Consider the following 21,116-nt stretch of genomic DNA (forward strand, 5'->3'; position numbering starts at 1 on the left):
GCGAGTGCAGAGATCGCGCCCGAGGGACAGAGAAATGGCGTCCACCGATGATCCGACCCCGGCTTCGCGCGGCGGCAGGGGTTTTGCGAAGGCGCGCGCGGCCTTTGACGGCCTGCGCAGCCATGCCGGCTTCTGGCTGAAGGCGCTGTCGCAGCCGACCATCGATCTCACCTTGCGCACCCAGGCCGGCCAGCGCACCCGGATCGTCGAATCTCCCGGCCTGTCGCTGCCGAAGGACGAACTCGACGCGCTGGTCGGGCAGCTGCGCATCGTCGCCGCCAAGACGCTGCCCGAGGAGAGCCTGACCTATGGCATCTTCTCCGGCGAGCCGGAGCGGCTGTCGCGCGCTGTTGTCACCGTAATCTCAGAGGAAGACAGCGGCCGGCCGATCGCCTTCAACGCGCTGTCGGTGATGGAGGTGCCGCTCGACGGCGAGCCGGCTGAAGTGACCCATCTCGGCCTCGTGATGGTCGATCCGGATGTACGCGGGCAGGGGCTGTCCTGGGTGCTCTACGGCCTGACCGCGCTGGTGCTGTTCGCCCGCGATGGGTTGCGGCCGAAATGGATCTCCAACGTCACCCAGGTGCCGGCCGTGGTCGGCATGGTCAGCGACACCTTCTCGGACGTGTTTCCGTCGCCGCTGCCGGGCGCGCGGCAGAGTTTTGCGCATCTGCAGCTCGCGCGCGGCATCATGGCGCGACACCGCGCGGTGTTCGGCGTCGGCGAGGAAGCCGGCTTCGACGAGGCGCGCTCGGTCATCACCAATGCCTATACCGGCGGCTCGGACGCGCTGAAGAAGACGTTTGAGATTGCGCCGAAGCATCGCAATGCCGTCTACAACGAATTCTGCGAGCGCGAGCTGGACTACGGCCGCGGCGACGATGTGCTGCAGCTCGGCCGCGTCGATCTGGCCGGCGCGCGCCGTTATGTCATGAGCGAGGTGCCCTCGGGCTCGCTGCCGGCGCTGCTCGCGGCGTCCACGATGCTGGCGCTGCAGCGGCTGGTGCTGCCGGTGGTCTACTGGCTGGACGACAGCCGCGCCTTCGGGACCTTGCGGCCGCGCCGGCAGGACAGCGGGGCTATGCGATGAATTTCGACTATTACTCCTTCACCGGCCGCAACATCGGCTTCGTCGACGAGCACGAGCAGCAGCTGCTGCGCCAGGCGCGGGTGTTCGTCTGCGGTGTCGGCGGCATGGGCGGCGCGGCCTTCATGGCGCTGGCGCGCGCCGGCGTCGGCAAGTTCGTGATCGCCGACATCGATCGTTTCGAGGTCTCCAACCTCAATCGCCAGGTGTTCGCCTTTGCCGATGAGGTCGGCCGCGAGAAGGCGGAAGTCGCCGCCGAAGCTGCGAAGCGCATCAATCCGACCATCGAGATCGAGGTGCTCGGCGAGAATTGGACCAGCGAGCTCGCCGGGATTGCGAAACGCTGTCCGGTGATTGTCAACGGCATGGACGACATCGCCGCCGGTGTGCATCTGTACCGGACTGCAAAGCACGCCGAGTCAACCGTGATCGATGCCTATATGTCGCCGCTGCCGTCGGTGATCGTGGTGCGCCCGCATGATCCACGGCCCGAAGAGCGCCTCGGCTTTCCGACGACAGGTAAGGACTGGACTGCCATTACCGAGGACGACCGCCGCGCCGCGATGCGCGCCGAGATCGAGCATGTGATGCTGCACTCCTCGTCGCGCAACTATGTCGACCTCGCGATCGCCGGCGAAGTCGCGGCCGGCCGCCGCAGCCGGATGTCGTTCGCGCCGATGGTGATCTCGACCGGCATGCTGATGGCCTATGAGGCGGTGGCGCTGATCCTCGGCCGCACCTCCGGCACCGATTGCCGCGGCTGGTTCCTCAACCCGCACCGGCCTGCGATCGAGAAGCCGCGCAACGCGCTGGTTGCCGCCCTGATGCGCCCGCTGGTACGGCGGGCGATCGATCAATTGACGGGCGTCGCATGACTTCGGGGGTGATCGCCGATTCCATCGTCAATCTCTGCGGCGCCATCGGCGTTGCGGTGGCGATGATGACGTTCTATCGCCGCGATCCGCGGAGCCCGCTGACCCGCCGCCTGCTGCTCGCGCTCGGCGTGATCGCGACCCTGTTCCTCGACCGTGGCCTGGCCTGGTGGAGTGGAAGCTTTGTGCTCGACCGCCTCTCGGTGATCCCGGCCGCGCTGATCCCGCTCGGCGCGCTGATCGTCACCGAGGGCATCCTGCGGCGGCACGCGCCGCGTGCGGTCAAGATCGCAGCGCTCGGCGGCGGCATCCTGCTCGGCCTCGGCGGCACCTTCGGGCTGCAGCGCTTCGTGATGCCGTATGCGATCACACTTGCGCTGTTCCAGCTGCTGGGCTTTGCCACCTGCGCGTTGCTGCTGGCGACGCGCGACCGGGCCGCGTTGATGGCCTCGGAAAACCGCAGCATCGGCCGCATGGCGGTGGGCGCGCTGGTGGTGATCCCGTTCATCCTGACCGATTTCCGCACGCTGTTTCCCGACATCCCGGTCCGGCTCGGCGCGCTCGGCGCGCTGCTCACCGTGACCGTAATGCTGATCGCCGGCGGCGGCGCCGAGACCCGCCGGCATGGGCTCGCGATGATGGCGCTGCGGCTGATCTCCTCGGGCCTGCTTGGGCTCGCCGCCGCTTTCATGGCGCCTGACGTCGATGCCGCGCAGATGGTCCGGTTCGTCGCGGTCGCGATCGCCGGCGTCTTGACCATCGGGCTGATGACGGACGCGCTGCGCGCGTTGTTCGAATCCCAGGAGCCGGGCGTGCTCAACTCGGTCGCGGCGTCGCCGGCGCAGACCAGGGAGCAGCTGATCGCCGAGCTGGCGCGGCACCCGATCTTCGAAAGCGCGCGGCGCTTCCGCGAGGACGAGCTTGGACCTTACGATCCGCCGTTGCTTCGCGACTTCCTGTCGACCAAGCGTGTGCTACGCCGGTCCGAGGCCCCATGGGGACTGCCGCCGACCGATCCGGCCGCCGAGCGCATGGTGTCGCTGATCTCAGCCAACAGCGCCTCCCATGTCATCGTGCTCGCACATGATCCGCTCGACCTGATCGTGCTCGCCGTGCCGGTGACCGCGGCCGATCCCGCCACCGAAACTGCGCTGGCGCTGGTGCGGCGGCTGCTGGCATTGACCCCGGAGGCCAAATGACGATTGAGATCCGGGAGGGCGACCGCAGGGCGGCATTCGACGCCGCCCTCAGTGCCTATGGGCCCGACAGCCTCTACGTGCCGCCGCTGTGGAGCGATTTCGACCGGATGTTCGACCCCGCGAAGAACCCGTTCATCACCGAAGGCCATGGCCGCTACGCGCTGTTCTCGGCGCATCGCGACGGCCGGCCGATCGGCCGTATCGCCGCCTCGATCCACGATGCGTCAAACCGCAAGCACGGCACCCGTCACGGCGCGTTCGGCTTCTTCGACTGTATCGACGATGTCGACGTGGCCGATGCGCTGCTGCGTGCCGCCGAGCAATGGCTGTCGGCGCGCGGCATGAGCCGCATCGCCGGCAACTTCAATCTCACCGCGATGCAGCAGATCGGCGTGATGACCGACGGGTTCGACCATGCGCCGTTCACCGACATGATGTGGTCGCCGCCGCATATCGCGCAGCATCTCGAACGCGCCGGTTATACGGCGACCTTCCCGATGACGACGTTCGAGATCGCGCTCGACGATGGCAAGCCGGAGCAATTGCTCGGCGACAAGCAGCGCGCAGTGCTCGCGGACAAGGACTTCGTCTGGCAGCCGATCAAGCGCTCCGCCTTCAAGGTCCGGCTGGAGGATGCGCGGCTGATCCTGAACGACGGCTTTGCCGACAACCCGATGTTCGTGCCGCCCACCGCGGCCGAGTACCTGTTCCAGGCCGGCGACATGATGTGGATCATCGACAAGCGGATTTCGACCGTGGTGTATCACCGCGGCCGCCCCGCCGGCGCGATCATCGCGATCCCGGACCTCAATCCATTGATCAAGGCGATCGGCGGCCGGATCGGGCTATCAGCGCCGTTCAGGTTCGTGCAGCACCGCATGCTGAACACGCGCGCCGTGCTGATCTATCAGTCGGTCTGCCGCGACCTGCACAATCGCGGCCTCAACGGCGCGATGCTCTACCGCACCGCGCTGGCGTTGCAGCAGGCCGGCTACCGCACGCTCGGCGGCACCTGGATTGCGGACATCAATGCTCCCTCGCTGCGCCAAGTCGAGAAGGCCGGCGCCACGCCGCTGCACCGGCTGCATCTGTTCACCAAGCGGCTGGCCGCGGCATGAGCGAGCTGACGCCGGATCTGCTGCACGAGCTGGTCGCGGAGGCGCGGCTGGCGCCGAGCGTCCACAACATCCAGCCGACGCGCTGGCGGCTGCTCGGCGACGGGCGGCTGGCGCTGGTCGACGATATCAGCGTGCGCGCGCCGGTCGCCGACCCCGCGGGGCATGATGTGCTCGTCTCGCACGGCGCCGCGCTGGAAGGCATGAGCCTTGCGCTCAACCGCCGCGGCCTTGCGATCACGGCTATGACCACGATCGAGCAGCCGCTGTCGCCGCAACTTGCCGCGCTTTGCAGCTTTGCGATCAGGCAAGGCGTCGCGCCCGATCCGCTCGCGGAGCATGTGGCGCACCGCATGTCGTGGCGGGGCAGGTTCGTGGCATCGCCGGACGATACCGCGCCGCTGGTGCAGCTTGCCGTCGCGCGTGACGATTTGATCTGCATCAGTCATCGCCGGACGATTGCCGATATCGCCGGGTGGGCCGACCAGGCCGAATTCTCCTTTGTGCACGGCGACGACTATCGGGCCGAGCTGCTCGACTGGATGCGGCTGTCGCCCAGCCATCCGCACTATCTGCTTGATGGTCTCAATCGCGACGTGCTCGCCATGAGCGCGGTCGAGGCCACCGCCGCCCGCTTCGTGCTCGGCAGCCTGTTCAGGCCGCTCGATCGTCTCGGCCTCGCCGCAGCGCTGCTCGCCGACCGTGCCAAGACCGCCTCGGCCTCGGCGATCGTCCTGTTCTGCCGCCCGGTCGGTGAGGATCCACTCACGACGGGCCGGCATTTCTACCGCAGCTGGCTGGAGATCGATCGTGCCGGGCTCGCGGCGTGCCCGATCTCGGCGCTGGCAGATCATCCTGACTTCAATGAGCGGCTGCGAAAACTCGGCAAGGTCGGCGCCGACCTGCGCCTCGTCAACGTGTTCCGCGTCGGCCGGCCGGCCAAACCACTGAAACCGCGGCATTACCGGATGCCGGTGGATCGCTTGATTGTCTGATCGGTACCCCCTGTCAAAGCTTCACGCGGCCGTGCTATGACGCCGCCCGCAAACCAATGACCGGTGGGATGATGTCGAAGCAATCGTTGCGCGAGGAGGCGGAACGCCTGATCCGCGAGACCATGGAAAAACGGAACCTGGTCATCAAGCAGGGCACGACCCGGATCGAGGCCGTCTGCGGCAAATGCGGCGCGCCGAACCGGGTGCAGGCGGAAAAGGGCCAGACCCGCGTCAAGTTCACCTGCAAGAACTGCGACCACAAGCAGGAAACGCTCTGAGCGATTGAGCGAAACCGCGTAGGGTGGCTCGTCTAACCCACCCTGCGACTCTGCTTGTACCGTCATCCTGAGGTGCGAGCGGAGCGAGCCTCGAAGGATGCACGGCCCGGCCGGTGGCCGTCGATCCTTCGAGACGGCCGCTTCGCGGCCTCCTCAGGATGACGGTGATAGTGCGTAGGATGGGTGGAGCGCAGCGATACCCATCATCTCGCCGCGCGGGGACATTTGATGGGTATCGCTTCGCTCCACCCATCCTACGGAGTCCTCGACTTAAACGCCTCGCACACCGTGGTGTGATCCGGCGCAGTCCGGGCCGCGGTTCGCAGCGAGACGTTGCGCCACCAGGCATCCAGCGCGTGGCGGTCGCAGGCGAGCTTCACGCTCATGCCGCCGGCGAACTTGATCCAGTCCGCAAAACTTTGCCGTGACACCGCGATCACGACGGGAATATCGGCATCGAGCGCGCGCTCGATCAAGAAGCCGAGGCCCTTGCCGTCGCGCTCCCGCTTGCCGAAACGGTTGATGATGACGAGATCGGCGCCATCCGCGAGCGCATCAGCGACGCGGAATCCTGCGTCCTGCAGCCGCGACAGATCGAGCTTGCAGCCGGTGGCGCCTTCGCTGGGCGGCTGCGCCAGCAGCAGCGTCTCGCCGCTATGGACCAGCACCGCCGACAGGCTGGAATCCGCGCATTGGCCTGATTGCACCATGCCGACCACGCGCGCGCCGTGCGCCTTCAGATCGCCGGCGAAGGCGCGCAGGACGGCGTCCGGATCGTCATTGTCGTCATAGACCAGGGCGGCAAGGTCGCATTGGGCGTCGAACATCATGGGCTCTGTTCGTTGTGGAGGGGAAAGGCGGCCGCGGCGCCGAGGAGCGCCAAGGGGCTCCAAGACGTCGCGGCCAGATGTTCTTGGAATCAGGCGGCCGGCGGGCCGTTGATGATCTGCAGCTGGGTGAATTCGGCGAGGCCTTCCTCGGCGAATTCGGTGCCGATGCCCGACTGCTTGGCGCCGCCGAACGGAATGTTCGGGGCCATGTCGAGATGCTTGTTGATCCACACCGTGCCGGCCTCGATCCGGGTCGCGATCTCATGCGCCCGCTTGATGTCGGATGACCAGACCGAGGCGCCGAGGCCGTAGGTGGTGGCATTGGCGCGGCGGATCACGTCGTCCTTGTCGGAGTATTTGATCACGGGCAGCACCGGGCCGAACTGCTCCTCGTCGACCAGTTTCGAGCCTTCCTTGATGTCGCGCACGATGGTCGGCTCGATGAAGTAGCCGGGACGGTCCATGGCGGCGCCGCCGGCGATCACATTGCCGTTCTTGCGGGCGTCGTCGAGGAACGCCTTCACCTTCTCGTACTGCATCTTGTTCTGCAGCGGGCCGAGCTTGGTGCCCTGCTTGGAGCCGTCGTCGACCACGGTGTTCTTCGCGATCGCGACCAGCTCGTTGCAGATTTCGTCATAGACGGATTCGTGCACATAGAGCCGCTTGATGGCGAGGCAGACCTGGCCGGAGTTCTGGAACGCGCCCTCGAAGATGCCGGGCGCGACCTTCTTCGGATCGACGTCGTCGAGCACGATGCCGGCATCATTGCCGCCGAGCTCGAGCGTGATCCGCTTCAAGGTCTGCGATGCGCTCGCCATCACCTTCTGGCCGGTCGCGGTCGAGCCGGTGAAGGAGATCTTACGGATATCCGGGTGCTTGGTCATGTGGTCGCCGAGATCGTTGGCGTCGGCGATGAAGTTCAGCACGCCCTTCGGCAGGATGTCCTTGACCAGTTCGGCAAAGCGCAGCGAGGCCAGCGGCGTGGTCGGCGCAGGCTTCACCACCAGCGTGTTGCCGGCGAGCAGCGCCGACGGCAGCTTGAACGCCAGGATCAGCAGCGGATAATTCCAGGGAATGATTGCGCCGACGACGCCGAGCGGGCGGCGATAGGCCTCGACCTTGCGGTCGCCGGAATTCTCGATCACCCGCATCGGAAGATCGAGCGAGCCGAGATAGCGGAAGAAACCCGCCATGCCCATCACTTCGCCGGTGGCATCCGCGAGCGGCTTGCCCTGTTCGCTGGTCAGGATGCGGGCGAGCTCGTTGGTGTTGGCCTCGATCACCTCGGCCATCTTGATGACGAGCTTGCGGCGCTCTTCCATCGGGGTTGCGGCCCAGGCCGGATAGGCGGCCTTCGCGGCGGCGACGGCCTTGTCGAGCTGGTCCTTGGAGGCGCGTGGGCATTGCGCCACCACCTCTTCGGTCGCCGGATTGAGCACCGGCATCGTGCTGTCGCCGGGTACCATCTTGCCGTCGATGAGAAGACTGTAATCACTCATAGGCTTTGCTCTCCCTGGTCAAACGGGTCCTTCGCGGACCTCGCTATATCCAGTCATATATCACGATTGCGACGGGCGGGCCACGGCCAAAGATGAGGCTCGAATAACGGCTGGACGGCGGCAGTCCGCGCGATATATATTTACGAATATAACGAAGAATGATCCGGAGTGCCGGTATGCAGATCGAAACCCAGGAGCTCACCACCTGCGAAGTCGCGCCCGACGGCTGCGCTATTTCGCTCGGATTCGTCGACGGCAAGGGCGAGCCTGCAACGATCCGCCTGTCGATCAACCAGGTCGGCGCGCTGGTCATGACCTTGCCCGGGCTGATCAGCAAGGCGCTGCAGACCCGGTTCGGCGACCAGACCTTGCGCTACGCCTATCCGCTGGATTCCTGGGTGATCGAGCAGTCGACCGATCCGGCCCAGGGCATGATGACGCTCAAGACCTCGGACGGCTTCAGCGTCTGCTTCTCGATCCCGCGTGCGCAGCAGAGCGAGCTCGGCGAGGCGCTGGTGGCGCCGCGGGCGACGCCGGTACGGGTGCGGGCGAATTGAGAAAGTGCGTAGGATGGGTAGAGCGCAGCGAAACCCATCAAATGGCGGGCCGCAGGAGAGATGATGGGTTTCGCTGCGCTCTACCCATCCTACGATTCTTATGCCGCGCCGACAACGCCTCCACGTCATTGCGAGCGAAGCGAAGCAATCCATCCCTCCGCGTATGCGGCGCCATGGATTGCTTCGTCGCTTCGCTCCTCGCAATGACGGGTGGCGATCACTTCCCCTTCACGAACGCCGCGAACGCATCGCCGTAATCCTTGTGCCAGTACCGTAGGATGGGTAGAGCGCAGCGAAACCCATCAAATGGCGGGCCGCAGGAGAGATGATGGGTTTTTCGCTGCGCTCTACCCATCCTACGATTCTTTGCCGCGCCGACAACGCCTCCACGTCATTGCGAGCGAAGCGAAGCAATCCATCCCTCCGCATGCACGGAGAAATGGATTGCTTCGTCGCTTCGCTTCTCGCAATGACGGGGGCGGTCACTTCCCCTTCAGGAACGCCGCGAACGCGTCGCCATAATCCTTGTGCCAGTACCGTAGGATGGGTGGAGCGAAGCGATACCCATCAAATGGCGGGCCGCAGGAGAGATGATGGGTATCGCTTCGCTCCACCCATCCTACGATTCTATGCCACGCCCGACAACGCTTCCTCGTCATTGCGAGCGAAGCGAAGCAATCCATCCCTCCGCGTATGCGGTGCTATGAATTGCTTCGTCGCTTCGCTTCTCGCAATGACGCCGGCGCTCACTTCCCCTTCACGAACGCCGCGAACGCATCGCCGTAATCCTTGTGCCAGCGCGACAGCGGCGGGCGGTTCTCGACGATGTCGCCGGCGGCCCACAGGATGCGGCGTTCGTCGAGCGCGCGCGGCACATCATTGTCGGGGCAGAGGATGTAGAAATCGCCGCCGTCGAGGCGCTCGATCATGAAGTCGACGGTCTGCTCCGCGGTCCAGGCGCCGGCCGGCTTCTCGGTGCGGCCGCGCGCGGTCAAGCCGGTGAAGACGAAACCCGGGATCAACAGATGCGCCGTGAGCTTGCAGCCGTCGGTGTTGCGCAGCTCGTGCTGCAGCGCCTCGGTGAACGCCTTCACGCCGGCCTTGGAGACGTTGTAGGCGGGATCGCCCGGCGGCGTGGTGATGCCCTGCTTGGAGCCGGTGTTGATGATCAGCCCCGGCCGGCCGCGCTTGATCATGTCAGGCGCAAACGCCTGGGTGCCGTTGATCACGCCCCACAGATTGACGCCAAGAATGCGCTGCCAATTGTCCGCGGGCCCGAACATCGCGCTGCCGGGCTGGATGCCGGCATTGTTCATCAGGATGTCGGTGCCGCCGAATTTCTTCGCGACCGCGGCTTCGAGATTTGCGACCTCGTCCGCACGGCTGACGTCGACCGCAGCGGTCATGATATCGGCGGCGCCGCCCGGTGCCGCAGCCGACAGTTTTGCCGCAGCAGCCTTCAGCCTGTCATCGCCGAGATCGACGATGCAGACCGTCATGCCGGCTTCGGCGAACCGCATCGCTGCGGCAAGCCCGATGCCGGAGGCGCCTCCGGTGATCACGGCAACATGATTGGCTGACATCACGGGGTGGGGCATCATCGGTCTCCGGACACATTTGTGGATTACACTTGCAGGCTAGCATATCGCGCGCGAGACACAGGCGCATGGGAGGTTTTCGCGCGCGCCGCCCTCATAACGTCCGCGCGGCTTTACGGTTTCGCGTCTGCGCTGTAGAATCCGCGATATAACGCCTCCACAAGACCTCAGCCGAACAATTTGACAGGGAGTGCAAACATGGCTGTTTCGCAGGCTATTCCGATCACGCGCCATCCTTATGCCGACGGCTCCTACAAGAAGATGCTGATCGACGGCAAATGGGTCGACGCCGCCTCCGGCAAGACATTCGAAACCCACAATCCCGCCACCGGTGAATTGCTCGCGACCGTCGCCGAAGGCGATGCCGAGGACATCAACCGCGCGGTCGCGGCGGCGCGCCGCGCCTTCGAAGGACCGTGGAGCAAGGTGAAGCCGTTCGAGCGGCAGAACATGCTGCTCAAGCTCGCCGAGCTGGTCGAAGCCAATTTCGAGGAACTGTCCCAGCTCGACACGCTCGACATGGGCGCGCCGATCAGCCGCACCCGCGGCAACCGGCTCCGCTCGCTCGGCATGCTGCGCTATTACGCGGGCCAGGCCACCGCGATCCACGGCGAGACCATCGAGAACTCGCTGCCCGGCGAGATCTTCTCCTACACTCTGAAAGAGCCGATCGGCGTGGTCGGCGCCATCATCCCCTGGAACGGGCCGCTGACCGCCTCGATCTGGAAGATCGGCCCGGCGATCGCGACCGGCTGCACCGTGGTGCTGAAGCCGGCCGAGGAATCGCCGCTGACCTCGCTGCGCATCGGCGAGCTCTGCATGGAGGCCGGCATTCCGCCCGGGGTCGTCAACGTCGTGCCGGGCTATGGCGAGACCGCGGGCGCCGCGCTCGCCTCGCATCCCGATGTCGACAAGGTCGCCTTCACCGGCTCGCACGTCACGGGACAGTCGATCATCCGTGCGTCGGCCGGCAATCTCAAGCGTGTCTCGCTCGAGCTCGGCGGCAAGTCGCCGGACATCGTGTTCGCCGACGCCGATCTCGACGCCGCGGTGCCGGGCGCTGCGATGGCGGTGTTCGCCAACTCGGGCCAGATCTGCAGCGCCGGCACCCGGCTGTTCGTCGAGCAGAAGGTCTATGACGAATTCGTCGGCCGTGTCGCCGAGTTCGGCAAGAAGCTGCAGGTCGGCAACGGGCTCGATCCCAACACCCAGATCGGGCCCTTGGTGTCGCAGCAGCAGATGGACCGCGTCTCCGGCTATCTCGACATCGGCCAGAAGGAAGGCGCCAAGGCGCTGGCCGGCGGCGGCCGTCTCACCGAGGGCGCGCTGTCGAAGGGCTTTTTCGTGCAGCCGACGGTGTTTGCCAATGTGCAGGACAACATGCGCATCGCGCAGGAGGAGATCTTCGGTCCGGTGATCTCGGCGATCTCGTTCAAGGATCCGGACGAGTTGATCAAGCGCGCCAACGCCACCACCTTCGGCCTCGGCTCCGGTGTCTGGACCACCAATGTCAGCAAGGCGCACCAGGTCGCGAAGGCGCTGCGCGCCGGCTCGGTCTGGGTCAATTGCTACCAGGCGATGGACCCGGCGGTGCCGTTCGGCGGCTACAAGATGAGCGGCTACGGCCGCGAGTCCGGTAAGCAGCACGTCGAGGAGTATCTCAACGTCAAGGCAGTCTGGATCAAGACGGGCTAGCGCCGCGAAGCTCGCTGCCTCGCTTCACCTCTCTCCGCCCGCGGGGAGAGGTCGCCGCGCCCTTGCGCGGCGGGTGAGGGGTACAGGTCTCAATGTTCGACTTGCTCGCGCAGCGAAGCCCTTCACCCCAACACCCACGTGATTTCGGAATACTAGAAATATACCCCTGATTTGCCCGACGCGTCAAGTTGCCGTGTCGAACGCCGGCCGCCGCCGGGCTCCTTTGCATGGGGTTGTTTTCGATATTTTCGCAAAGCGTCCCTGCGACGGCCGCAGGTCGCTTGCGTTTACCGCCCCGCGGCCCTCTTCGGCTTGCCGATGTCGCTGCGCAGGGCCTCGAGCTCCTTGCGCACGGCTGACGCCGCGTCGCGCTCGATCTTGCGGTAGCGCGCCACCAGGGAGAGGCCGAACGGGGTCAGCACCGCGCCGCCGCCGTTCTTGCCGCCGGTCTGCCGTTCCACCGCCGCCTGGCGGCAGATGCGGTTGATCTCGTCGACCAGGTCCCAGGCGCGCTTGTAGCTCATGTCCATGGCGCGGCCGGCGGCCGAGATCGACCCGCATTCCCTGATGTTTTCCAGCAGCAGGATCTTGCCCGGCCCGATCCGGTCCTCGGCATCGAGGTCGATGCGGACGCTCAGGGAGGGGAGCGATGAGGCGCTCGATTTCGACATGGGAGACCTTCTCTCGGCAACAGATTGCCACTACCTCCTTTTATGAACAAGATGAACCCGTTAGATAACGGGAAATCGCAAAGAATATTTGGGGTAGGCATGACTTCTTCGTCGCTGTTTTCGCCGCTCAAGGTCGGTCCCTATGAGCTGAAGCACCGTGTCGTGATGGCGCCGTTGACGCGGATGCGGGCAGCGCGGCCGAGCCTCGCGCCGCGGCCGATGAACGCGGAATATTATGCGCAGCGCGCGACACAAGGCGGCCTGTTGATCGCAGAGGCCTCGCCGGTGGTCGCCACCGGCTTCGGCAATCCCGGCGTTCCCGGCATCTACAGCGAGGCCCAGATCGCGGGCTGGCGCGAGGTGGTGGATGCCGTGCACGCCAAGGGTGGGCTGATCTTCCTGCAACTCTGGCACGTCGGCCGCGTCTCGCATTCCTCGTTCCAGCCGGATGGTGCGCTGCCGGTGGCGCCGTCGGCGGTCGCGATCCCCTCCGAGTTCAAGTGCATGACGGCGGACGGCAAGGTGGTCGAGTACGAGACGCCGCGCGCGCTCGAGACCGATGAGGTCGCGCTGACGGTCGAGGCCTATCGTGAGGGCGCGAAGAATGCGCTCGCCGCCGGCTTCGACGGCGTCGAGATCCACGGCGCCAATGGTTATCTGATCGAGCAGTTCCTGCAATCGCGCAGCAATGTGCGGACCGATCAATATGGCGGCTCGATCGAGAACCGCGTGCGCTTCCTGCTGGAAGTGACGCAGGCGGTGACCGAGGTGTGGGGTGCCAACCGCGTCGGCGTGCGGCTTTCGCCCTACGGCATTGCCAATGGCAGCGGCGAGGCCGACCCGATGCCGCTCTACAGCCACGCCATCAAGGCGCTGGACAGATTCGGGCTCGCCTATCTGCATTTCATCGAGCCGCGCGCCTCCGGCACCGGCCGCGCCGACGTCGACTGGCAGAACGTGCCGTCGGCGATGGTGCTGTACCGCCCGATGTGGAGCGGCGTGCTGATCACGGCCGGCAATTTCGTCGGCGACAGCGCAGAGCGCGCACTTGCCGAGGGCCATGCCGATGCGATCGCATTCGGCCGCTATTTCATCTCCAACCCGGATCTGCCGCGCCGCCTGCAGCGCGGCTATCCGCTGACCAAGTATAACCGCGCCACCTTCTATGGCGGCGAGGAGAAAGGCTACACGGATTATCCCGTGCACGACGAGCTGGCGCAGGCGTAGACGACGCGCGTCATTGCGAGGAGCGAAGCGACGAAGCAATCCATCGCTCCGCGCATGCGGATGAATGGATTGCTTCGCGGAGCCTGTCATCGGGCGCGCGTTCGCGCGACCCGTTGGCCCGCAATGACGGTGATCAGCGATGTTTCCGGACGACGAGTTCGAGCCGACCAAGAAGCCAAAACCCGTGGCGCTGGCGAAGCCTGCGGCCGGTCAATGCCTGTGCGGCAAGGTCCGCTTCGAGATCGATGTGCCGGCGCGCTGGGCCTGGCATGATCACACCGCCGCCAGCCGCCGTGCGCACGGCGCCGTTTACGCGACCTATGTCGGCAGCTGGAAGAAGCGCTTCCGCATCACGCAAGGCGAAAGCGAACTGTCGCGCTACGAGGATGCGAAGAGCAAGACCGCGCGCAGCTTCTGCGCCAATTGCGGCACGCCCATCATCTACGAACGCGCGCGGTCGCCGCACATGGTCAACATCCCGCGCGCGCTGTTTTCGGGGCGCACCGGCCGGCAGCCACTCTATCACATCGCGATCGAGGAATTGCAGGAATGGGCCTACACCGGCGAGCCGCTGGTGCCGCTGAAGGGCTATCCTGGCGTGGTCTGGCAGCGATCGAAAAAGAAGAAGCGCAGCGAGCGCGAGGGGATGTTCTGATGCATGATCCGGAAAAGTGCGAAGCGGTATTCCGAAAAGACCATGCACAAACAAAGGACGCGAACTGCGCTCGTCAGCTTCCGAGCAGGACCGCCGTATGGAAACGCCGGCCGCGTCAGTGCTTCACGTAGATGACCTCGCCCGTTCCGGCGTATTCCTCGGTCCATCCCCTCTTGTCCACGAGGAACCTCTTCAGAGGTTCGTGCGCCTTCACCCAGAGCACCGTATCGATCTTGTATTTGTCGAGGACGGCGTCCCAGGCGGTCTCGTCGATCTCCCATTTGATCAGGCTGAAATAGTCGCGCAGCAGCTCGTCGGGGTAAGCGGTGGCCGACCGGCCATCGATGAACACGGGCACCGCACCACGCGTGTAGAAGATCAGGAGTCCACCGACGTTCCAGTGGTTCAGCAGCCGTGCATGCGGAAAATGAGTCTGAAGATAGCGCGCATCCTGCTCTGACAGCAGTTGCGGAAGCGCGAGCGCCGGTTTGACGTATATCAGCGTCAGCGGCAGCGCGCATATGCCGATGATGCCGGCTACCAGCAACGAGCTTTGTACCTTGAGCTCATTCAGTTGCTTGGGAAGCAGCCGATCCAGGTGCAGCGCCAGCGGTACCGTCGCGAACATGAAGAAGAACGACATGTATCTGTATTGATAGAATCCCAGCAGCAGGAACAGCCAGGCCAGCAGCCGCGACTCCAGAGGAGCGGTCGAAGCCGCCGGGTGGCGGAGCTCGAACGCAGTGAACATGGCGATATAGACGATACCGGGAACGCTTCCCGGCATGGTGAAGTTCGCAGCGTAAGACCACCACTCGGTGATGTGCGCCTGCGCAAAGTGGCCCAGCGTGGTCGCGACGCCGTTGTAGATATGCCAGCCGAGAGGATTGATCAGAATGGCGACCAGGCAGCCGGCGGCCGCGAGACAGTAGATCCTAAGACCAGTCCAGTCCCGCCTGAGCAGGGACACCGCGCCAAAAATACCAATGATGAAGAGTCCGAGCATGAAGCCGCCGTGCAGGTTGGCCCAAAGCACCATCATCACGGGCAGCAAGAACCATCGGGTTCGTTTCAAGCACTCTGCGTAGAAGATGACGCAGAACAACATCGTCGGGGTGTTTGGCGACACCGAGAGATAGGAATTCGGGGCGGTCGCAAAGGCCGGATAAAGCAGGCACGCGGCCAGAACGGAAATTGCGACCGCAAGCGTCGAGGCGCCGTTGCGCAGGCAGATGGATGTGAGATATCCGGTGATGACGGCGCCACATGCAACGATTGCCAATGTGAGACCGGTACATCCCGTGTATTGAAACACCACGCTGGCGATCACGTCCCAGAGCCAGGAGAGGTTATACCATTGCCTGTCGCCGAGGGTGAAAGACCACGGATCCTGGAAGGGGATATTGCCGCGCTCCCTGATCAGGTCGCCGGCGGCGAGGTGCCATCCCAAATCGAGGTGACCCAGCAGGAGCGGCCCGTTCGCCAGGTAGTACAGGGATGAGCACGCGATCAGGAAGAGATAGATTCCCAGCTTCGCGAGCTTGATCGTTCCTGGTCCTCTCTCAAGCCTGGTGCCGTTCCAAGCCGCCAGCGCGTCCATGAATGAGTCCTGCGATCGAAGCGGGCCGCCTGCGGGCCCTGTGTGCTTTTCTGCCCGCCCGGTGGATGCAAACAATCGCCGCTTTAGGGCACTCTCGCTAAAGTAGCGTTAATCTCGGCCGCGCAATTCGATGCTGCCCGCCGAGGGAGTTTCCCGGAACTCGCGATCATCGTGGTGCATGGTCAACACCAGGCGCGCGCCTGCGGAATGCGGCCATGACCGGCCGCTCGATTGCTCCCGAAGCGCAAGTTTGGTCATCTCCTCGCCTGCCGTCGGCCAACGCGCTGGCTGGCCTGGAGGGAACATGAAGAACCGCATCACCGGCCGTTCGGCATTTCTGGCGTTGCTGAAGGATGAAGGCGTCACGCATCTGTTCGGCAATCCCGGCACCACCGAATTGCCGATCATGCATGCGTTGAAGGACCATCCCGATCTCACCTATGTGATGGCGATGCAGGAGAGCCTGGTCGTCGCGATGGCCGACGGCTTCAGCCGCGCCTCCGGCAAGCTGGTCGCCTGCAATGTCCATGTCGCGCCCGGTCTCGGCAATGCGATGGGCTCGCTCTACAATGCGAGCTTCACCGGCACGCCGCTGATCCTGACCGCCGGGCAGCAGGAGCAGGGCCACGGCCTGACCGAGCCGGTGCTCTACGGTCCGCTGGTGCAGATGGCCACTCCCTTGGTGAAATGGGCGGTCGAGGTGACGCGGCTCGAAGACCTGCCGCGCATTGTGCGCCGCGCCGCCAAGATCGCGACCACGCCGCCCACCGGGCCGGTGTTCATCTCGCTGCCCGGCGACATCCTCAATGCGGAGGCCGGCATCGAGCTCGGTCGCTCGACCCGGGTCGACACCCGCGTCCGGCCGTCGGAGGACTCGTTGAAGGCGCTTGTCGCACGCATCCTCAAGGCGGAGCGCCCCGTCATCGTCGTCGGCGACGAGATCGTCAAGAGCGACGCGCTGCGCGAGGCGGCCGATCTCGCCGAGACTTTGGGCTGCCCGGCCTGGCAATCGTCGACGCCTTATGGCGCGCACTTCCTGTCCGAAAGCCCGAGCTTCATGGGCGCCATCGCGCGGCTGCAGAAGGTCGCGCGCGACGTGCTGGCGCCGCATGATCTTCTGATCGCGCTCGGCGGCGATCCCTTGCGGATGTCGGTCTACAGCGAGGTCGATCCGCTGCCGGACGGGCTCTCGATCGTGCAGGTCGGCCTGGTCGACAGCGATCTCGCCCGCAACTATGGCGCCGAGATCGCTGTGAAGGCGGACGTCAGGGAAACGCTGCGTGCGCTGGTTCCGGCATTGAAGGAGATCGGCGGCGGCGCGCTGGAGACGCGCGCGAGGCAGGGGCTGGCGGCGCTCGCACCGAAGAACTGGGCGGCGAAGCGCAAGGCGCTGGTCGAGCAGATCTCGAGGGCAAGCCAGACCTCGCCGATCGATCCGGACTGGCTGGCGTTGCAGGTCGTGGAGGCGATGCCTGACAACGCGATCCTGGTCGACGAAGGCCTGACCTCGTCGCGCCAGATCATTGGGCTGCGCGCGCATCGCGACCGCTACGCCTATCACGCGCTCGCATCCGGCGGCATCGGTTGGGGCCTGCCGGCCGCGGTCGGCGTCAGCCTCGCCAATCCGGAGCGCCCGGTGGTGTGCTATTCCGGCGACGGCTCGTCGATGTATTCGATCCAGTCGCTGTGGACCGCGGCCAACCACAAGCTGCCGCTCAACTTCGTCATCGTGAACAATGGCGGCTACCGCATCATCAAGCAGCGTCTGCTCGCCTTCCATGGCGACGATCACTATGTCGGCATGGATTTCATCGATCCGCCGGTCGATTTCACCGCGCTTGCGCGTTCGCTCGGGCTCGAGGCGATCAAGGTTACCGATCCGCAGGAGCTGAAGGGCACGCTGATATCCGCATTCAGCCGTCTCGGTGCGAAGCTGATCGAGGTGGTGGTGAGCAATTCGGTGAATTGAGTTCGAAATCGCTAGGTGGGTTAGCCGAAGGCGTAACCCACCGCCGGCTTCTCATCCGCACTGTGCTTGTTGGACGAAAATGGTGGGTTACGCCTTCGGCTAACCCACCCTACGCAGCTACTGCGCAGCGCTCGGCTTCACCCGATACCGGCTCGCCGGATGCGTGTCGTCGAGCTTCGCGCGCCCCGCGCCGAACAGCTTCTCGCGCAAGGTGCCCTTGGCGTACTCCCGCTTGTAGCGGCCGCGCTTGACGAGCTCCGGCACCAGCATGTCGGCGATATCCTCGAAATCGCCGGGCGAGATCGCGAAGGCGACGTTGAGGCCGTCGACGTCGGTGTCCTCGAACCACTGCTCGATCTTGTCGGCGACCTGTTCCGGCGTGCCGACCACCACGGGGCCGGCGCCGCCGATGCCGACATGCTCGGCGACCTCGCGCACGGTCCAGACCCTGTCGGGGTCGGCGCGGGTGACGTTGTCCATGGCGGAACGGCCGGCGTCGTTCTGCACGTGACGGACTTCCTGATCGAGCGAATAGGTCGAGAAGTCGACACCGGTCCAGCCCGACATCAGCGCCAGCGCGCCCTCATGGCTGATATGGCTGCGATACTCGGCGTATTTCGCCTTCGCCTCGGCCTCGGTCGGCGCCACCACGACGCACATCATCGAGAACATCAGGATCTCGGCCGCGTTACGGCCTTTCGCGGCGGCGAGCTCGCGGATCGCCGAGACACGCGGGCCGATCACCTTCGCCGACGGCCCCGACATGAAGACGCATTCGGCGTGCTCGGCCGCGAACTGCCGGCCGCGCGGCGAGGTGCCGGCCTGGTAGAGCACCGGTGTGCGCTGCGGCGACGGCTCCGACAGATGGATCGCGTTGAGCCGGTAGTTGGCGCCCTCGTGCTGCACCCGATGCACTTTCGCAGGATCGGTGAAGATGCCGCGCGCGACGTCGCGGATCGCGGCGTCGTCCTCCCAGCTGCCTTCCCAGAGCTTGTAGACCAGCTCCATATATTCGTCGGCGAGCTCGTAGCGGTCGTCATGCGCGGTCTGCTTGTCCTTGCCGGCGCCGCGCGCGGCGGAATCGAGATAGCCGGTCACCACGTTCCAGCCGACCCGGCCGCCGGTGAGGTGATCGAGGGTCGACATCCGCCGCGCGAACGGGTAGGGCGGCTCGAAGGAGAGATTGCTGGTGACGCCGAAGCCGAGATTTTCGGTCACCGCGGCCATTGCCGGGATCAGCATCAACGGCTCGTTGGCCGGGGTCTGCGCCGCGTTGCGCAGCGCCGCATCCGGATTGCCGGCATAGACATCGTAGACGCCGAGCACGTCGGCGAGGAACAGACCGTCGAACCGGCCCCGCTCCAGCGTTTTCGCCAGGTCGGTCCAGTAGGACAGCTTGTTGTAGTCCTTGGTGCGGTCGCGCGGATGGGTCCATAGCCCCGGTGACTGATGCGCCACGCAGTTCATGGCAAAGGCGTTGAGCCGGATTTGTTTTGTCATTGTCGAAACCTTGGTCGAAACCTTGAGCGCCGGTTCGATTGCTGCCCGGTCGATGCCGGGCGTCCCACTGTCAACTTGTTGCGACTTCCCACGTTTTGGCAAGGCCCCTTCGCGATTCACACCCTTCCGGTGGCGGGCCGATCCCGATAGGTTGCCGGCCTCCAGAAGCATGATCCGGATGTGCGACGCAGCGATCCGACGGGATCATGCCAAGACGCGACCGGACGAAGGAACAATCATGGCGACACGGGCCGACGCAATCGCAAAGGTGCGGGAGCATTTTCAATCGGGACAGTTCCTGAGGGAGCTCGACCGCAGGGTCGGCTACCAGACCGAAAGCCTCAACGCCGACAAGGCCGATGCGTTGCGCGCCTATCTGGTGGAGAATTTGCAGCCGGCCTTTGCCGAGCTCGATTTCAAGACCCGGCTGATCGAATCGCCAACCGGCCGCGGGCCCTATCTGATCGCCGACTACCAGGAAGATGCCGCGCGGCCGACCGTGCTGACCTACGGCCACGGCGACGTCGTCGACGGCATGGTCGGCGAATGGCGCGACGGGCTCAATCCCTGGCAGACCACGGTCAAGGGCGACCGCGTCTATGGCCGAGGCACCGCCGACAACAAGGGCCAGCATTCGATCAACATGGCCGCGCTGCGCGCGGTGAAGCAGGCGCGCGGCGGCAAGCTCGGCTTCAACGCCAAGTTCATCATCGAGACCGGCGAGGAGATCGGCTCGCCCGATCTGCGCGAGGTCTGCGAGGCGCATCGCGACGAGCTGAAGGCCGATCTGTTCATTGCCTCCGACGGGCCGCGGCTGTCGGCGGAGCGGCCGACCATCTTCCTCGGCTGCCGCGGCGGCAACCGCATCCATCTCGACGTCAACCTGCGCGAGGGCGGCAACCACTCCGGCAATTGGGGCGGCGTGCTGGCCAATCCCGCGACGATCCTGGCGAACGCGATCGCGAGCCTGGTCGACGGCAAGGGCCGCATGAGGCTCGAGATCCTCAAACCCCCGCCGATCTCGAACCGGGTCCGCGCCGCGCTCGCCGACGTCGAGATCAAGCCGACGGCGGACGAACCGCAGCTTGCGGAAGATTGGGGCGAGGAGGGCCTGACCGCGGCCGAACGGCTCTATGCCTGGAACACACTGGAAGTGCTGGCGATGTCATCGGGCAATATCGACAAGCCGGCCAATGCGATTCCTGGCCATGCCAACGCGGTGCTGCAGCTCCGCTTCGTGGTCGGCACGAAATATCTCGAAGTGATCGACGGCGTGCGCGATTATCTGCACAAGAACGGCTTTCCGATGGTCGAGGTCTCCGGCGCGCAGCGCTTCGGCGCCTCGCGCACCGACATGGACAGCCCGTGGATCGACTGGGCGGCGAACTCGATCCGCACCACCACCGGCAAGGCGCCGGCGGTGCTGCCGAACTTCGGCGGCTCGCTGCCGAACGACGTGTTCTCCGAAGGCCTCGGCCTGCCGACGATCTGGGTGCCGCATTCCTATCCGGGCTGCTCGCAGCACGCGCCCGACGAGCACATCCTGTTACCGGTGACCGAGGAGGCGCTGACCATCATGGCCGGCCTGTTCTGGGATCTCGGCGAGGCAAAGCACAAAGGTTGAAAGGCGGGGCTGCATTTTCCCCCGTCACCCTGAGGAGCCGCGAAGCGGCGTCTCGAAGGGTCGACGGCCACCAGCGGGGCCGTGCATCCTTCGAGGCTCGCAAGAGCTCGCACCTCCAGCGACAAAGGCTTCGCCTTTGCGCGGG

General features: G+C 65.3%; 18 protein-coding genes. 12 read left to right on the plus strand and 6 right to left on the minus strand.

The genetic code is table 11. The features are described 5' to 3' along the window. The first annotated feature begins 34 nt into the window (after window positions 1-34). The 6 genes from FBZ93_RS15275 (at window position 35) to FBZ93_RS15300 (ending at window position 5,546) form a co-directional block, all read left to right on the plus strand. Entirely contained in the window at window positions 35-1,090 is a 1,056-nt protein-coding gene (locus FBZ93_RS15275) for a hypothetical protein (protein ID WP_208764013.1), read from the plus strand. Beyond that, entirely contained in the window at window positions 1,087-1,962 is an 876-nt protein-coding gene (locus tag FBZ93_RS15280; RefSeq protein WP_146986753.1) for a HesA/MoeB/ThiF family protein, read from the plus strand. The genes FBZ93_RS15275 and FBZ93_RS15280 overlap by 4 nt, the downstream gene beginning before the upstream one ends. Continuing rightward, window positions 1,959-3,158 (plus strand): hypothetical protein, encoded by a 1,200-nt coding sequence (locus FBZ93_RS15285; protein WP_146986754.1) that lies wholly within the window; start codon window positions 1,959-1,961, stop codon window positions 3,156-3,158. The genes FBZ93_RS15280 and FBZ93_RS15285 overlap by 4 nt, the downstream gene beginning before the upstream one ends. Further along, the gene (locus FBZ93_RS15290; RefSeq protein WP_146986755.1) at window positions 3,155-4,276 is read left to right on the plus strand and encodes a GNAT family N-acetyltransferase; all 1,122 of its coding nucleotides are present in this window, start codon (window positions 3,155-3,157) and stop codon (window positions 4,274-4,276) included. The genes FBZ93_RS15285 and FBZ93_RS15290 overlap by 4 nt, the downstream gene beginning before the upstream one ends. Beyond that, complete coding sequence (locus tag FBZ93_RS15295) at window positions 4,273-5,268, plus strand: hypothetical protein (RefSeq protein ID WP_146986756.1); 996 nt, start codon at window positions 4,273-4,275, stop codon at window positions 5,266-5,268. The genes FBZ93_RS15290 and FBZ93_RS15295 overlap by 4 nt, the downstream gene beginning before the upstream one ends. Before the next feature lie 71 nt (window positions 5,269-5,339). After that, complete coding sequence (locus tag FBZ93_RS15300; protein ID WP_035651034.1) at window positions 5,340-5,546, plus strand: hypothetical protein; 207 nt, start codon at window positions 5,340-5,342, stop codon at window positions 5,544-5,546. A gap of 254 nt (window positions 5,547-5,800) precedes the next feature. Here FBZ93_RS15300 and FBZ93_RS15305 read toward each other — a convergent pair whose 3' ends face one another. Both FBZ93_RS15305 and FBZ93_RS15310 read right to left on the minus strand, forming a co-directional pair. Beyond that, a complete protein-coding gene (locus tag FBZ93_RS15305) occupies window positions 5,801-6,373 on the minus strand; it encodes a DUF2478 domain-containing protein (protein ID WP_208764014.1) in 573 nt (190 codons plus the stop codon). Between the two features lie 92 nt (window positions 6,374-6,465). Beyond that, entirely contained in the window at window positions 6,466-7,875 is a 1,410-nt protein-coding gene (locus FBZ93_RS15310) for an aldehyde dehydrogenase family protein (protein WP_146986758.1), read from the minus strand. 176 nt (window positions 7,876-8,051) lie between these two features. On the opposite strand from FBZ93_RS15310, the gene FBZ93_RS15315 reads away from it, so the two are divergent. Continuing rightward, window positions 8,052-8,432 (plus strand): hypothetical protein, encoded by a 381-nt coding sequence (locus FBZ93_RS15315; RefSeq protein ID WP_146986759.1) that lies wholly within the window; start codon window positions 8,052-8,054, stop codon window positions 8,430-8,432. A gap of 746 nt (window positions 8,433-9,178) precedes the next feature. Here FBZ93_RS15315 and FBZ93_RS15320 read toward each other — a convergent pair. Next, on the minus strand, window positions 9,179-10,030 hold the full coding sequence (locus FBZ93_RS15320; protein ID WP_146986760.1) for an SDR family NAD(P)-dependent oxidoreductase: 852 nt from the start codon (window positions 10,028-10,030) through the stop codon (window positions 9,179-9,181). Between the two features lie 198 nt (window positions 10,031-10,228). Here FBZ93_RS15320 and FBZ93_RS15325 point away from each other — a divergent pair, with 198 nt between their 5' ends. Next, on the plus strand, window positions 10,229-11,725 hold the full coding sequence (locus tag FBZ93_RS15325) for an aldehyde dehydrogenase family protein (RefSeq protein ID WP_146986761.1): 1,497 nt from the start codon (window positions 10,229-10,231) through the stop codon (window positions 11,723-11,725). A gap of 287 nt (window positions 11,726-12,012) precedes the next feature. Here FBZ93_RS15325 and FBZ93_RS15330 read toward each other — a convergent pair whose 3' ends face one another. After that, window positions 12,013-12,396 carry a winged helix-turn-helix domain-containing protein gene (locus FBZ93_RS15330; RefSeq protein ID WP_050422860.1) on the minus strand — a complete coding sequence of 128 codons (384 nt, stop codon included), beginning with the start codon at window positions 12,394-12,396 and terminating at the stop codon, window positions 12,013-12,015. A gap of 99 nt (window positions 12,397-12,495) precedes the next feature. Here FBZ93_RS15330 and FBZ93_RS15335 point away from each other — a divergent pair, with 99 nt between their 5' ends. Both FBZ93_RS15335 and FBZ93_RS15340 read left to right on the plus strand, forming a co-directional pair. Further along, window positions 12,496-13,623, plus strand: coding sequence for an alkene reductase (locus tag FBZ93_RS15335; protein WP_146986762.1), 1,128 nt, complete (start codon window positions 12,496-12,498; stop codon window positions 13,621-13,623). Between the two features lie 139 nt (window positions 13,624-13,762). Then, window positions 13,763-14,278 (plus strand): GFA family protein, encoded by a 516-nt coding sequence (locus tag FBZ93_RS15340; RefSeq protein ID WP_246667498.1) that lies wholly within the window; start codon window positions 13,763-13,765, stop codon window positions 14,276-14,278. A 115-nt stretch (window positions 14,279-14,393) separates the two neighbouring features. On the opposite strand, the gene FBZ93_RS15345 is transcribed toward FBZ93_RS15340, so the two are convergent. Continuing rightward, the gene (locus FBZ93_RS15345; RefSeq protein WP_146986763.1) at window positions 14,394-15,878 is read right to left on the minus strand and encodes a hypothetical protein; all 1,485 of its coding nucleotides are present in this window, start codon (window positions 15,876-15,878) and stop codon (window positions 14,394-14,396) included. A gap of 304 nt (window positions 15,879-16,182) precedes the next feature. Between FBZ93_RS15345 and FBZ93_RS15350 the strand changes: the two genes are divergently transcribed. Continuing rightward, window positions 16,183-17,847, plus strand: a complete 1,665-nt coding sequence (locus FBZ93_RS15350) for a thiamine pyrophosphate-binding protein (RefSeq protein WP_146986764.1) — start codon at window positions 16,183-16,185, stop codon at window positions 17,845-17,847. Window positions 17,848-17,964: 117 nt separating this feature from the next. Here the strand turns inward: FBZ93_RS15350 and FBZ93_RS15355 are convergent, their stop codons facing one another. Beyond that, window positions 17,965-19,347, minus strand: a complete 1,383-nt coding sequence (locus tag FBZ93_RS15355; protein ID WP_146986765.1) for an LLM class flavin-dependent oxidoreductase — start codon at window positions 19,345-19,347, stop codon at window positions 17,965-17,967. 238 nt (window positions 19,348-19,585) lie between these two features. Here FBZ93_RS15355 and FBZ93_RS15360 point away from each other — a divergent pair, with 238 nt between their 5' ends. Continuing rightward, window positions 19,586-20,971 carry a M20 family metallopeptidase gene (locus FBZ93_RS15360; RefSeq protein ID WP_146986766.1) on the plus strand — a complete coding sequence of 462 codons (1,386 nt, stop codon included), beginning with the start codon at window positions 19,586-19,588 and terminating at the stop codon, window positions 20,969-20,971. Window positions 20,972-21,116 lie beyond the last annotated feature (145 nt).

This window comes from Bradyrhizobium macuxiense (genome assembly GCF_007993935.1).
GTDB classification, from domain to species: domain Bacteria; phylum Pseudomonadota; class Alphaproteobacteria; order Rhizobiales; family Xanthobacteraceae; genus Bradyrhizobium; species Bradyrhizobium macuxiense_A.

Coding starts and splice junctions, on each gene's coding strand:
- FBZ93_RS15320 (WP_146986760.1), bottom strand. CDS start 10,030: ATGCCCCACCCCGTGATGTCAGCCAATCATGTTGCCGTGATCACCGGA.
- FBZ93_RS15295 (WP_146986756.1), top strand. CDS start 4,273: ATGAGCGAGCTGACGCCGGATCTGCTGCACGAGCTGGTCGCGGAGGCG.
- FBZ93_RS15310 (WP_146986758.1), bottom strand. CDS start 7,875: ATGAGTGATTACAGTCTTCTCATCGACGGCAAGATGGTACCCGGCGAC.
- FBZ93_RS15350 (WP_146986764.1), top strand. CDS start 16,183: ATGAAGAACCGCATCACCGGCCGTTCGGCATTTCTGGCGTTGCTGAAG.
- FBZ93_RS15335 (WP_146986762.1), top strand. CDS start 12,496: ATGACTTCTTCGTCGCTGTTTTCGCCGCTCAAGGTCGGTCCCTATGAG.
- FBZ93_RS15330 (WP_050422860.1), bottom strand. CDS start 12,396: ATGTCGAAATCGAGCGCCTCATCGCTCCCCTCCCTGAGCGTCCGCATC.
- FBZ93_RS15285 (WP_146986754.1), top strand. CDS start 1,959: ATGACTTCGGGGGTGATCGCCGATTCCATCGTCAATCTCTGCGGCGCC.
- FBZ93_RS15325 (WP_146986761.1), top strand. CDS start 10,229: ATGGCTGTTTCGCAGGCTATTCCGATCACGCGCCATCCTTATGCCGAC.
- FBZ93_RS15290 (WP_146986755.1), top strand. CDS start 3,155: ATGACGATTGAGATCCGGGAGGGCGACCGCAGGGCGGCATTCGACGCC.
- FBZ93_RS15355 (WP_146986765.1), bottom strand. CDS start 19,347: ATGACAAAACAAATCCGGCTCAACGCCTTTGCCATGAACTGCGTGGCG.
- FBZ93_RS15280 (WP_146986753.1), top strand. CDS start 1,087: ATGAATTTCGACTATTACTCCTTCACCGGCCGCAACATCGGCTTCGTC.
- FBZ93_RS15315 (WP_146986759.1), top strand. CDS start 8,052: ATGCAGATCGAAACCCAGGAGCTCACCACCTGCGAAGTCGCGCCCGAC.
- FBZ93_RS15345 (WP_146986763.1), bottom strand. CDS start 15,878: ATGGACGCGCTGGCGGCTTGGAACGGCACCAGGCTTGAGAGAGGACCA.
- FBZ93_RS15300 (WP_035651034.1), top strand. CDS start 5,340: ATGTCGAAGCAATCGTTGCGCGAGGAGGCGGAACGCCTGATCCGCGAG.
- FBZ93_RS15275 (WP_208764013.1), top strand. CDS start 35: ATGGCGTCCACCGATGATCCGACCCCGGCTTCGCGCGGCGGCAGGGGT.
- FBZ93_RS15305 (WP_208764014.1), bottom strand. CDS start 6,373: ATGTTCGACGCCCAATGCGACCTTGCCGCCCTGGTCTATGACGACAAT.
- FBZ93_RS15360 (WP_146986766.1), top strand. CDS start 19,586: ATGGCGACACGGGCCGACGCAATCGCAAAGGTGCGGGAGCATTTTCAA.
- FBZ93_RS15340 (WP_246667498.1), top strand. CDS start 13,763: ATGTTTCCGGACGACGAGTTCGAGCCGACCAAGAAGCCAAAACCCGTG.